This is a genomic window from Nocardioides bruguierae, assembly GCF_023554635.1.
GTDB classification, from domain to species: domain Bacteria; phylum Actinomycetota; class Actinomycetes; order Propionibacteriales; family Nocardioidaceae; genus Nocardioides; species Nocardioides bruguierae.
In genome coordinates this window covers 97,406-109,142 of the sequence record NZ_JAMJPH010000025.1, presented here as the reverse complement: position 1 = coordinate 109,142, position 11,737 = coordinate 97,406, and the positions used below count along the sequence as shown (strand labels likewise).

General features: G+C 75.1%; 11 protein-coding genes. 4 read left to right on the top strand and 7 right to left on the bottom strand.

Annotation, left to right across the window (positions count from 1 at the left end):
- Nucleotides 1-57: 57 nt before the first annotated feature.
- From M8316_RS14245 to M8316_RS14235, 3 genes are all read left to right on the top strand, one after another.
- Nucleotides 58-663 (top strand): biotin transporter BioY, encoded by a 606-nt coding sequence (locus tag M8316_RS14245; RefSeq protein ID WP_250055592.1) that lies wholly within the window; start codon nucleotides 58-60, stop codon nucleotides 661-663.
- Nucleotides 664-744: 81 nt separating this feature from the next.
- Nucleotides 745-1,404 carry an energy-coupling factor ABC transporter ATP-binding protein gene (locus M8316_RS14240; RefSeq protein WP_250055590.1) on the top strand — a complete coding sequence of 220 codons (660 nt, stop codon included), beginning with the start codon at nucleotides 745-747 and terminating at the stop codon, nucleotides 1,402-1,404.
- On the top strand, nucleotides 1,401-2,027 hold the full coding sequence (locus M8316_RS14235) for a CbiQ family ECF transporter T component (RefSeq protein ID WP_250055588.1): 627 nt from the start codon (nucleotides 1,401-1,403) through the stop codon (nucleotides 2,025-2,027). Before M8316_RS14240 ends, M8316_RS14235 begins: the two co-directional genes overlap by 4 nt.
- Nucleotides 2,028-2,074: 47 nt before the next feature.
- Here M8316_RS14235 and M8316_RS21175 read toward each other — a convergent pair whose 3' ends face one another.
- From M8316_RS21175 to M8316_RS14220, 3 genes are all read right to left on the bottom strand, one after another.
- Nucleotides 2,075-2,701, bottom strand: a complete 627-nt coding sequence (locus M8316_RS21175) for a GNAT family N-acetyltransferase (protein WP_250055587.1) — start codon at nucleotides 2,699-2,701, stop codon at nucleotides 2,075-2,077.
- Nucleotides 2,698-4,131 carry an amidase gene (locus tag M8316_RS14225; RefSeq protein WP_250055586.1) on the bottom strand — a complete coding sequence of 478 codons (1,434 nt, stop codon included), beginning with the start codon at nucleotides 4,129-4,131 and terminating at the stop codon, nucleotides 2,698-2,700. The genes M8316_RS21175 and M8316_RS14225 overlap by 4 nt, the downstream gene beginning before the upstream one ends.
- Nucleotides 4,132-4,280: 149 nt before the next feature.
- Nucleotides 4,281-4,820 carry an NADPH-dependent FMN reductase gene (locus tag M8316_RS14220; RefSeq protein ID WP_250055585.1) on the bottom strand — a complete coding sequence of 180 codons (540 nt, stop codon included), beginning with the start codon at nucleotides 4,818-4,820 and terminating at the stop codon, nucleotides 4,281-4,283.
- A 161-nt stretch (nucleotides 4,821-4,981) separates the two neighbouring features.
- On the opposite strand from M8316_RS14220, the gene M8316_RS14215 reads away from it, so the two are divergent.
- Complete coding sequence (locus M8316_RS14215; protein ID WP_250055584.1) at nucleotides 4,982-5,599, top strand: TetR/AcrR family transcriptional regulator; 618 nt, start codon at nucleotides 4,982-4,984, stop codon at nucleotides 5,597-5,599.
- On the opposite strand, the gene cimA is transcribed toward M8316_RS14215, so the two are convergent.
- The 4 genes from cimA to M8316_RS14195 form a co-directional block, all read right to left on the bottom strand.
- Nucleotides 5,568-7,160 carry a citramalate synthase gene (gene cimA, locus M8316_RS14210; protein WP_250055583.1) on the bottom strand — a complete coding sequence of 531 codons (1,593 nt, stop codon included), beginning with the start codon at nucleotides 7,158-7,160 and terminating at the stop codon, nucleotides 5,568-5,570. The two genes, M8316_RS14215 and cimA, sit on opposite strands and share 32 nt — an antisense overlap.
- 255 nt (nucleotides 7,161-7,415) lie before the next feature.
- Nucleotides 7,416-9,164, bottom strand: coding sequence for a serine/threonine-protein kinase (locus M8316_RS14205; RefSeq protein WP_250055582.1), 1,749 nt, complete (start codon nucleotides 9,162-9,164; stop codon nucleotides 7,416-7,418).
- Between the two features lie 93 nt (nucleotides 9,165-9,257).
- A complete protein-coding gene (locus M8316_RS14200) occupies nucleotides 9,258-10,337 on the bottom strand; it encodes a branched-chain amino acid aminotransferase (RefSeq protein WP_250055581.1) in 1,080 nt (359 codons plus the stop codon).
- A gap of 283 nt (nucleotides 10,338-10,620) precedes the next feature.
- On the bottom strand, nucleotides 10,621-11,736 hold the full coding sequence (locus tag M8316_RS14195) for a 3-isopropylmalate dehydrogenase (protein WP_250055579.1): 1,116 nt from the start codon (nucleotides 11,734-11,736) through the stop codon (nucleotides 10,621-10,623).
- Between the last annotated feature and the right edge of the window lies 1 nt (nucleotide 11,737).

Below are 11,737 nucleotides of genomic sequence, written 5' to 3'. Positions count from 1 at the left end.
ACCTGAACGCCGTTCACCCTGAACAACGTTCAGGTAGGCCCGCACGAAGGACCACCCATGACCATGACCGAGCAGTCCGCCCCCGCCCCGGCCCGCCGCCGCCTCGGCGCCACCGACCTCGCCCTGGTCGCCGCGTTCGCCGCGTTCGTGGCCGTCTGCGCCGTGCTCGGCGGGTTCCCGCTCGGCGGCTCCGGCATCAACCTGACCCTCCAGACCTTCGGCGTGCTGCTGGCCGGCGCCCTGCTGGGCCCGGTGCGCGGCTTCCTCGCCGTCGCCCTCTACCTGGTGCTCGCCGCCGTCGGCCTGCCCGTGCTCTCCGGCCACGCCGGCGGCCTCGCTCCCTTCGTCGGGGCCAGCGCGGGGTACCTGTTCACGTTCCCGGTCGCCGCCGCCGTGATCGGCCTCGCCGTCGCCCTCGTCGCCCGCCGCACGGGCAGCGTCCTCGCCCTCGGCATCGCCGTGGTCGTCGGCGGCGTCCTCGCCACCGTGGTCAACCACCTCGGCGGCGTCGCGGGCATGAAGGTCTACTTCGGCGTCGACTGGGTGACCGCCTTCTCCTACGACGCGCCGTTCTGGGCCGGCGACCTGATCAAGGTCGCGCTCGTGGCCCTCGTGGCGGTGCCCGTGCACCGCGCGTTCCCGCGCCTGCTCGCCCGGGGCTGAGCCCTGAGCACCCGTCTCGAGCTGGACGGCGCCGGGGTCACCGCCCCCGGACCCGGCACCACGGCAGGCTCCGGCACCGTCGTGCTGCACCCGACCACCGTCGTGCTCACCGAGCGTCGCGTCGCGGTCATCGGCCCCAACGGCTCCGGCAAGTCCACGCTCGCCCGGCTGCTGAACGGCCTGGTCACACCCACCACGGGACGCGTGCTCGTCGACGGCACGGACGTGGCGCGCGAGACCGCCCGGGTCCGGCGCCGCGTCGGGTTCTGCTTCACCGACCCGGCCGCGCAGCTCGTCATGCCCACCTGCGTGGAGGACGTGGAGCTGTCGCTGCGGCGGCTGGTGCCGCGCCGCGAGCGCCGGGCCGCCGCCCTCGCCGTGCTGGAGCGCTTCGGCCTCGCCGAGCGCGCCGACCAGTCCGTGCACACGCTCTCCGGCGGCCAGCGGCAGATGCTCGCGCTGGCCGGCGTGCTGGCCACCGAGCCGGACGTCGTCGTGGCCGACGAACCCACGACCCTGCTCGACCTGGCCAACGCCCGGCTGGTCGGCGAGACCCTGCTGGGCCTGGAGCAGACCCTGGTCCTGCTCACCCACGACCTCGACCTCGCCCGCCGCTGCGAGCGCGCCCTGGTCGTGGTCGACGGCCGCGTCGCCTTGGACGCGCCCGCCCCCGAGGCGGTGGACGCCTACGTGGCCAGCGTGCTCGAGGGAGCCCCGCTGGGCGGGGGCGCACCGGCGTGAGCGTCCCGCAGGTCGTCGCCTTGCACCGGCCGGGCAGCAGCGTGCTGCACCGGGCGCCGGTCGGCGCCAAGCTCGGCGGGCTCGTGGTCACCTCGGCGGTCGTCGTCCTGCTCGACGAGCCGGCGTGGCTCGGGATCGCCTCCGCCGGCGGCGCCGTGGCACTGGGGCTGGTCGCGGGGGGTGTCGCCGGCCTGCGCACTGCCGACGTGCGGGCCACGGTGCGGCCGCTGCTGCTGCCGCTGCTGGTGCTGGGCGTGCTCCAGGTGCTGCTCGCCGGCCCCGCGGAGGCGGCCCGCACGGTGCTGCTGCTACTGGGCCTGGCCCTGTGCGCCTCGGTGGTCACGGCCACCACCGCGGTCAACGCGATGCTGGACGCGATCGTGCGCTGGCTGGGCCCGCTGCGGCGCGTGGGCGTGGACCCGGAGCGGTTCGCCCTGGCCTTCTCGCTGGCCGTGAGCGCGCTGCCCACCACGCTGGGCCTGGCCTGGGAGACCCGGGACGCCGCCCGCGCCCGCGGGCTGGGCCGGCACCCGCGCGCGTTCCTGGTGCCGTTCGTGATCCGGGTGGTCAAGCGGGCCCACGACACCGGCGACGCGCTCGCCGCCCGGGGGCTGGCGGACTGAGGCCGGGCGGGCTGGAGGACCGACCGAGGCGCAGGCTCAGGGGCGGCTCACCAGACGTCGCCGTCCCGCCAGTCGCACACGAGCGGGTGCGCCCGGTCCAGCGCGGCTGGGTCGAGGGTGCCGGGGAGCAGCAGCACGCCGTCGTCCTCGTCGGGGGTGGCCTGCACCCCCGACGGCGTCAGGACGGCGGTGGGGCCGGCCCACGGCGTCCAGCCGCGTGCCAGGTAGAGCGCCCGGGCCTGCGCGGAGGCCGACAGGGCGAGCAGGTCGTGGCCGGGGGCCAGTGACTCCAGCGACTCCATCACCCGGCTCGCCAGGCCGCGGCGGCGCAGGTCGCTCGCCACGGCCACCGCCTCGACGTACCCGACCCGCAGCGACCGCTCCCGCCCCGGCGGGCCGTGCAGGAACCGGCGGGCCACCAGGGCGCCGTGGGCGACGACCGGGGCGACCGGCTCCCGGCGACCCTCCCCGGCGCGGCCGCCGCCCTGTGACCTGCCGCCCGACCCGCCCTCCGACCAGCCCCCGTGCAGGAGCACCGCGTGCAGCCCGCCCAGCGCGTGCGTCCAGTCCTCCGAGGAGAACGACCCGTCGAAGGCCTGCACGCAGAGTCGGCGCGCGCCGTCGCGGACACCGGCCTCCAGGTGCGCCGTCGGCACCAGGGGCACGCGGCTCACGGACGCTCCCAGCCCGGCGGGCGACGGTGGTGCCAGGCGGTGGCCTCCTGCTTCTGCGCCGCGGTCTCGACCTGCGCGGCCAGGCGCAGCAGGGTGGCGTCCTGGCCCGGGTGGGCGGCCAGCATCACCCCCACCGGCAGGCCGGTGGGCGTCTGGTGCAGGGGCAGGGAGACGGCCGGGCTCCCGGTGACGTTCCACAGCGACGTCCAGGGCGTGAACCGCTTCTGCGCCTCGAAGTCGGCCTCCGGGTGCTCGTCGTCGCGGATGGCGCCCACCGGCAGCGGCACGTCGGCCAGCGTGGGGGTCAGCACCGCGTCGAAGCCGGCCAGGGCCTCGAGCGCCGTCGCGGCGTGGCGGCGCATGGCGCCCAGCGCCAGCCCGAACTCGGGGCCGCTGACCGCCCGGCCCCGGTCGGCGAGCCAGGTGGTGAGCGGCCTCAGCAGGTGCTCGCGGCCGGCGGGCGCCGGGGAGAGCGCGGTGAGCACCGCCCAGCAGGTCTCGAAGGTCGCCACGGCCTCCCGCGGCAGCGGCACCGGCACGTCGACGACCTCGTGGCCGAGCGAACGGAGCAGGTCGGAGGCGTCCTCCCAGGCCTGCAGGACGTCGGTGTGCACGTGCGCGTCGGTGATGACCGGCTCGGCGAAGCGAGCCACGCGCAGGCGTCCGGGGGCCTCGTCGCAGGCGCCGAGGAAGGACGCGGGGCCGGCCGGCGGCGGGTAGGGGTCACCGGCGCGGTGCACGGCCAGCACGTCGAGCAGGGCCGCGGCGTCGCGCACCGTGCGGGCGATCGGCCCCGAGGTGGCCAGGCCGGTGGGCTCGCCGTACAGCGGCGCTCCGCTGACGCGCCCGCGCGAGGGCTTGAGCCCCACGAGGCCGCAGCAGGACGCCGGGATGCGGATCGACCCGCCGCCATCCGAGCCCTGGGCCAGCGGCACGAGGCCCGCCGCCACCGCGGCCGCCGCTCCCCCGCTGGAGCCGCCGGCCATCCGGCCCCGGTCCCAGGGGGTGACGGCCGCGGGCAGGCCCGCGGGCTCGGTGTAGCAGGGCGAGCCGAACTCGGGCGCCGCGGTCTTGCCGAGCCAGACGAGGCCGCCCTCCTCCAGCGACAGGGTCACCGAGTCGGAGACCTCCGGCACGAAGTCGGCGTAGGCGGCGGAGCCGAAGGTGGTGCGGACGCCGGCCGTGGCGTTGAGGTCCTTCACGGCAGTGGGCACGCCCCACAGCGGCCCGGCGTCGGCGGGTCGGCCCCGCTGCGTCAGGTGCCAGGCGTGGGCGTGCGCGCGCTCGGTGGCCAGCGTGGCGAAGGCACCGACGTCGTCGAGACGGGCCGCCCGGTCCAGGTAGTGCTCGGCCAGCGCCAGAGGCGTCAGCTCGCCGGCGGCCACGAGCGCGCCCTGCTCCAGCGCGGTGAGGTCGTGCAGCGCGCTCATGCGGGCACCGTACTCCGCGACCGGCGGCTCCCGGCAGGTCCGCAGGACCCCCGGCACCCCTCAGGCCGGCACCCCTCCGGACGCGACGCGACCCCGGGACCCGCTTCAGGGGTGGCGGGTCCCGGGGTCGTGACGAGGAGAGGGGTCGCTCAGGCGGCGGCGACCTCGTAGGAGACGAGCTTGGCGACGGCGCCCCGGAGCTTGGCCTGGACGGTCTCGTCGGTGAAGACGTCGGTCTCGAGGTAGTTCTGGGAGACGGTCACGTCCTCCACCACGACCGCACCGGCGATGCCGGCCGAGCGCGCGGTGTCGCCGTGGGCCCACTGGCCGCCGTAGGGGCTGGGGGCCAGGCCGATCACGCCGAAGGGCTTGCCCTTGATCGCGCCGGCGCCGAAGGGGCGGGACAGCCAGTCGAGGGCGTTGTTGAGGACGGCCGGCATGGTGCCGTTGTACTCCGGGGTCACGGCGAGGACGCGGTCGGCGCCGGCGACGGCCTCGCGCAGCGCGAGGACGGAGGAGTCGACGTCGTCGGTGTCGATGTCCTCGTTGTAGAAGGGCAGCTTCTCCAGGCCCTCGACCAGGAACAGCTCGGCGCCCTCCGGCGCCTGCGAGGCGAGGGACTCGGCGAGCTTGCGGTTCAGGGAGGCGGCGCGGAGGCTGCCGACGAGGACGGCGACGCGGGTCGTCATGAGGAAGGGGCTCCTGACTCAGCAGTGCTGAATATCGGGGACAGTTGTCGATTAAACTAACGGACCGTGGTCCGGTTCTTGTTCCCCGTCTCGCCCTGCATGCACGTCGCAGTGCGGTGTTCTCCACCACACGGGCACCCCGCGCCGCCTAGGCTGGGCCGATGACGCGCCCGCTGCTGCCACTCGCCGACGCCGTCCCGGCCGAGCGCGCGGACGCGGCCCGCAACCGCGAGGCGCTGCTGCGCGAGGCCGTGCGGATGGTCGCCGAGGGCGGCACCTCCTCGCTGACGATGGAGTGCCTGGCCCACCGGGCCGGCGTCGGCAAGGGCACCGTCTTCCGCCGGTTCGGCTCGCGCGAGGGGCTGATGGCCCAGGTGCTCGACCTCTCCGAGCGCGACTGGCAGGCCTCCGTGCTCGGCGGCGAGCCGCCGCTGGGCCCCGGGGCACCGCCGTGGGAGCGGTTGGTCGCCTTCGGCGAGTCCCGGCTGCGGACGACGCTGCTGCACGCCGACCTCATCCGCGCCGCGGGAGACGCGACCGGCTCACGCTCGGCGGCGGCCTCGTCCTTCATGGCGCTGCACGTGCGTCACCTGCTGGGCGAGCTCGGGGTGGCGGGAGACCTGCCGCTGCTGGCCACCGCCCTGCTGGCACCCCTGGAGGTGCCGGTGCTCGTCCAGCAGGTCGACCGCGAGCACCTGCCCGTCGAGCGGGTGGTCGCGGCGTGGGTGGACCTGGCCGGGCGCGTGGTCAGTGCTCGTGCCGACGCAGGCCGAAGGTGACCGCGTCGAGCAGCGCCTCCCACGAGGCCTCGATGACGTTGGGGCCCACCCCGACCGTCACCCAGGTGCCGGCGCCGTCCGAGGTCTCGATGAGCACCCGGGTGATCGCGTCCGTGCCGTGGCCCTGGTCGAGGATGCGGACCTTGTAGTCGACCAGCTCGAGCTTGGCGACCTCGGGATAGGCCTGCCCGATGGCGCTGCGCAGCGCCTGGTCCAGGGCGTTGACGGGGCCGTTGCCCTCGCCGGTCACCACGTAGCGCACGCCGCCGGCGCGCAGCTTGACGGTCGCCTCGGAGAGCGCGTCCGAGCCGGGGCCGGCGGCCGGGCCGGTCTCGGTGATGACGCGCCAGAACTCCACGTCCACGTAGGAGGGCCGGTGGCCGTTGACCTCCTCCTCGAGCAGCAGCTCGAAGGAGGCGTCGGCGGCCTCGAAGGTGTAGCCGCGGTTCTCCAGCACCTTCACGCGCTGGGTGATGCGGCTGACGAGGTCGCGGTCCTCGGAGAGGTCGAAGCCCAGCTCGCGGGCCTTGAGCTCGATCGAGGCGCGACCGGCCATGTCGGAGACCAGCAGGCGCATGTCGTTGCCGACGCCGGCGGGGTCCATGTGCTGGTAGAGGTCGGGGTCGACCTTGATCGCCGACGCGTGCAGGCCGGCCTTGTGGGCGAAGGCGCTGGTGCCGACGTACGGCTGGCGCGAGGCCGGCGGCACGTTGGTGACCTCGGCGACGGCGTGGGCCGTCCGGGTCGCCTCCACCAGCTTGCCCGGCGGCAGCACCGGCCGGTCGAGCTTGAGCTCGAGGTTGGCCACCACGGTGACGAGGTCGGCGTTGCCGGTCCGCTCGCCGTAGCCGTTGACGGTGCCCTGGACGTGGGTGGCACCCGCGTCCACGGCGGCCAGCGAGTTGGCCACCGCGCAGCCGGTGTCGTTGTGGCAGTGGATGCCCACGCGGCCGCCGGTCGTCTCCACCACGTCGTTGACCACGTCGCCGACCCAGGTCGGCAGCATGCCGCCGTTGGTGTCGCACAGGGCCGCGACCTCGGCGCCCGCCTCGTAGGCGGTGCGCAGCACCTCCAGCGCGTAGGCGCGGTTGGCACGGTAGCCGTCGAAGAAGTGCTCGGCGTCGAGGAAGACCCGCTGGCCCTCGGCGGTGAGGTGGGCGACGGTGTCGCGCACCATCGCGAGGTTCTCCTCCAGCGTGGTGCGCAGCGCCAGCTCGACGTGCCGGTCGTGCGACTTGGCGACGAGGGTGACGACCTGCGCGCCCGAGTCCCGCAGCGCGGCGACCAGCGGGTCGTCGGCGGCCGCGACGCCCGCGCGGCGGGTGGCCCCGAACGCGGCGAGCGTGGCGTGGCGCAGGTCGAGCTCGGAGGCCGCGCGCCGGAAGAACTCGGTGTCCTTCGGGTTGGCGCCGGGCCAGCCGCCCTCGATGTAGCCGACGCCGAGACCGTCGAGGGTCCGGGCGATGGAGAGCTTGTCGGCGACGGAGAGGTTGAGCCCCTCCTGCTGGGCCCCGTCACGCAGGGTCGTGTCGTAGACGTGGAAGGCGTCGTCGGCCGCCATGGTCTCTCCTCGCATCTCTCGTTCCCGCCCGGTGGCGCCCCGCGGTCGGGGCACAAAAAAACCTCTCGCGAACGAGAGGTGGCGCGCGTCGTGCTCCGTCGGTGGGCGTCAGCCCAGGAGCGCGACGCGCTGGCAAATGTGGGTCACCGGCTGGTCGGGCACGCCCCCAGTGTGCCACGACGAGGCGGTGGCGGCGGTCGCGTCCAGGTGCCGGTACCGCGGAGCGCGGGACGCCGGGAGCGGACGGACGTGGGGTCAGCCCACGAGCCAGTCGGGCAGCGTGACGCTCCGCCAGGGCGCTCCCCCTGCCGGGGACCAGTCCGGGCCGCCGTCGAGCACGGCGGTGGTGCCCGCCCCGGCGAGCGCGGCCAGGACGACCAGCATCACCAGCCAGGTGCCCACGCCCGCCGACAGCGGCTGCACCACGCGACGCAGCGGGCGACGCACCCGCTCGGAGCCCGGGCCGGCGCCCAGAGCCAGCACGAGCAGGACACCGCCGACGAGCGCGGTGCGCGGCAGGCCCACGGCGGCCGCGTAGCAGACGAGACCGGCCGCCACGGCCCAGCCGACCGACCAGAGGAGCAGCAGCCCTGTCGACGGCAGGGTCTGGAGCAGGTCCCAGGGCAGGCCCACGACGCGACGGGGCCCGTCGTGCCAGCGGCTGCCGCGCTCGGCCCGGCGCTCGTCGACCCGGCTGGCACCGCGGGAGGCCCCGCGCAGCAGCCAGGTGGCCGCGGCCAGGCCGGCACCGACCAGGTAGGGGTAGGCCGAGAGCAGGGCCCCGACGGCGGCGGCGAGCGCCAGCCACAGCAGGCCGCGGCGCAGCCGCTCCCCCGCGCCGACGCGGACGGGCGGCTCCGGCTCGGTCTCCTCCTCGCCCCAGCCGCCCCAGCGCAGGCCGTCCAGGTCGTCGCCGTCGTCCCCGGTGCCCTCAGCGTCCCCGGTGTCCTCGTCGTCCCTCTCGTACCGGTCGTCGTACCGGTCCTCGGGCAGCACCTGCGTGTGGGGCGCCTCCTCCACGAGCGTGGGCTCGGCGGCAGCGGCCCTCGTAGCGGCACCGGCAGCAGCACCGGCGGCAGCACCGGCGACGGGGACGACGCGAGTGGTGTCCTGGGGGTGCGAGGCCGGGCCGAGCGGCTGGGTGTCGGGGACGGGGTCGGCGGCCACGGTGGCCGGCCGGGACGGCACGCCCTGGGCGCGGAACCAGGACAGCAGCTGGTCGAGGGTCGGACGGCGGTCGGGCTCGGGGTCGAGGGAGACCTCGACGACCCGGCGCAGGTCGCCCTCGAGGCCGGTCAGGTCGTGCTCGCCCCGGCGGACGCGGTCGAGCACCGCCTCGATCGGGCCGCGGCCGAACGGGGCGCGGCCGGTGCCGGCGTAGGCGACGGTCGCGGCCCACGCGTGCACGTCGGAGGCGGCGCTGGCGTCCTCGCCGACGAGGATCTCGGGTGCGACGTAGCCGGGCGTGCCGAGCAGGAAGCCGGTCCGGGTCAGCCGGGAGTCCTCGGCGAGCCGGGCGAGGCCGAAGTCGATGAGGATGGGCGCTCGGCCCTCCATCAGCACGTTGGACGGCTTGACGTCGCGGTGCAGGACGCCGGCACCGTGCACGGCCGCCAGGCCCTCGGCGAGGCAGCCGGCGAACCACAGCAGGTCGGCGCCGCGGATCGGGCCCTCCTCCGCAACGTGGTCGTGCACGGAGAGGCCCGGCACGTACCGGGTGGCGACGTAGGGCACGGTCGCCCAGGGGTCCGCGTCGAGCACCGGCGCCACCCAGCGGGAGTGGACCCGTCCGAGGGACGCGACCTCGCGGGCCAGCCGCTGCCGTCCCTCGTCGTCGCCGACCACGTGCGGGCGCAGCACCTTGAGCGCGACGCGGTCGCCCTCGGGCGTGCGCGCGAGGTGGACCACGCCCATGCCGCCCTCGCCGAGCTTGGTGATCAGCTCGTAGGGCCCCACGCGCTGGGGACCGGTGCGGTCACCGCGGTCGGTGGGCTGGGCGCTCATGGGCGTGAGGGTACCGGCGAGGGTGCGGCGCCCCCGACACGACGACGCCCGCCCCGGGCGGGCCGGGACGGGCGTCGAGCAGTGCGGGTGGGCTCAGCAGATCTTGTGCATCCAGCCGTGGCCGTCGTCCGCGCGGCCGTACTGGATGTCGACGAGCTGCTTGCGCAGCTCCATGGCGACCTCGCCGACGGGGGCCGAGGGCAGCGAGCCGCCGTCCCAGCGCAGCTCGCCGACGGGCGTCACGACGGCGGCCGTGCCGCAGGCGAAGATCTCGGTGATCTCGCCGGAGGCGACGCCGTCCTTCCACTCATCGATGGAGAACTTCCGCTCCTCGACGGTGTAGCCCATCTTCTCGGCCAGCGTGATGATCGAGGCGCGGGTGATGCCCTCGAGGATCGTGCCGGTCGCCGGGGTGACGATGCGGCCGTCGGCGTGCACGAAGTAGAGGTTCATGCCGCCGAGCTCCTCGACGTACTTCTGCTCGGTGGAGTCGAGGAAGACGACCTGGTCGCAGCCGTGGGCCGAGGCCTCCTGCTGGGCGACCAGCGAGGCGGCGTAGTTGCCGCCGGTCTTGGCCGCGCCCATGCCCCCGCGGCCGGCGCGGGAGTACTGCTCGGTCAGCCAGATGGTGACGGGCTTGACCCCGCCCTTGAAGTAGGAGCCGACGGGGCTGGCGATCACCATGAAGGTGACGTGCTGCGAGGGCCGGACGCCGAGGAAGGTCTCGGAGGCGAACATGAAGGGGCGCAGGTAGAGGCTCTTCTCGTTCGCGCCCTCGGACGTCGGCACCCAGCGCTCGTCGGCGCGGACCAGGGCGTCGACGTACTCGACGAACTCGTCCTCGGGCAGGACGGGCAGCGCGAGGCGCTCGGCGGAGCGGGCCATGCGCGCGGCGTTGGCCTCGGGGCGGAACGACCAGACCGACCCGTCGGGGTGCCGGTAGGCCTTCATCCCCTCGAAGATCTCCTGGGCGTAGTGCAGCACGGCCGCGGCGGGGTCGATCGACAGCGGCGCGTAGGGCTCGATGCGAGCCGCGTGCCAGCCGGCGTCCGGCGTCCACTCGACCGTGAGCATGTGGTCGGTGAAGTACGTGCCGAAGCCGGGGTTCGCGAAGATCTCGGCGAGCCGGGCGTCGTCGACGGGGTGGTCCGAGACGGTCGTGCTGATCTGCATGGGGGTCACGTTAGTGGGTCTCTCTCGTGGTGAGACAGGGGTGCCGCGTCGGCAGGGGCTGCCTGGAGCGCGTCGTCACCCTGTCCGCGCAGAAGGGTCAGGGGTCGTGCGGCGGGCCTGCGGTGGCCTGACGTGCGGGGACGGCGGCGTAAAAGCGCCGACGTCGGGCGACCGCACCCGCCTGTCGGCGGTGCGGCGGCCCGACGTCGTCGGTGTCGCGAGGGTCGGGGTCAGGCCCGCGTGCTGCGGGGCCCCGGCGGTGCGCGGCGGACGTCCTCGGGCGTCAGCCGGCTACTCGGGCGGCGATCGCGTCGCCGATCGCGGAGGTGGTGCGCGGCTCGGCGCCCCGGTCGGCGAGGTCGGCCAGGACGGCCTTCTCGACCGCGGCGGCGGCGTCGGGGTGGCCGAGGTGGTCGAGCAGCAGCGCGCCGGAGAGGATCGCGGCGGTGGGGTCGGCCTTCTGCTGGCCGGCGATGTCCGGCGCGGAGCCGTGGACCGGCTCGAACATCGACGGGTAGGTGCGGTCGGGGTTGACGTTGCCCGAGGCGGCCAGGCCGATGCCGCCGGTGATCGCGGCAGCCAGGTCGGTGACGATGTCGCCGAACAGGTTGTCGGTGACGATGACGTCGAAGCGCTGCGGGTTGACCGTCAGGTGGATCATCGTCGCGTCCACGTGCATGTAGTCGACGGTGACGTCGGGGTACTCGGCAGCGATCTCCTGGGTCAGGCGCCACCAGACCGCACCGGCGTTGACCAGCACGTTGGTCTTGTGGACCAGCGTCAGCTTCTTGCGGGGGCGCTTGCTGGCGCGCTCGAAGGCGTCGCGGACGACGCGCTCCACGCCGAAGGCCGTGTTGACGCTGACCTCGGTGGCGACCTCGGCCGGCGTGCCGACGCGCAGGGCGCCGCCGTTGCCGGTGTAGGGGCCCTCGGTGCCCTCGCGGACGACGACGAAGTCCACGTCCTCGCCCTTGAGCACGTGCTCGCCCAGCGGCGAGACGCTGCCCGGGTAGATCTTGCTCGGGCGCAGGTTCACGTAGTGGTCGAGCGCGAAGCGCAGCTTCAGCAGCAGGCCTCGCTCGAGGATGCCCGGGGGCAGGTTCGGGTCGCCGGGCTTGCCGCCGACCGCGCCGAGCAGGATGGCGCCCTGGCCCTTGATCTCCTCCAGCACCGAGTCCGGCAGCACCTCGCCGGTGCGCAGGTAGCGCTCGGCGCCGAGGTCGTAGGCGGTGCGGTTGAAGGTGACGCCCGACGGCGCAGCCGCCTCCAGGACCTTGAGGGCCTCGGGGACGACCTCCTGGCCGATGCCGTCGCCCTCGATGACCGCGAGGTCGATGAACCCGGCTGCCGGGGCGGTGGCTTCGGTGGTGGAGGCGGCCTGCGCCGTGGTGCTCGTCATG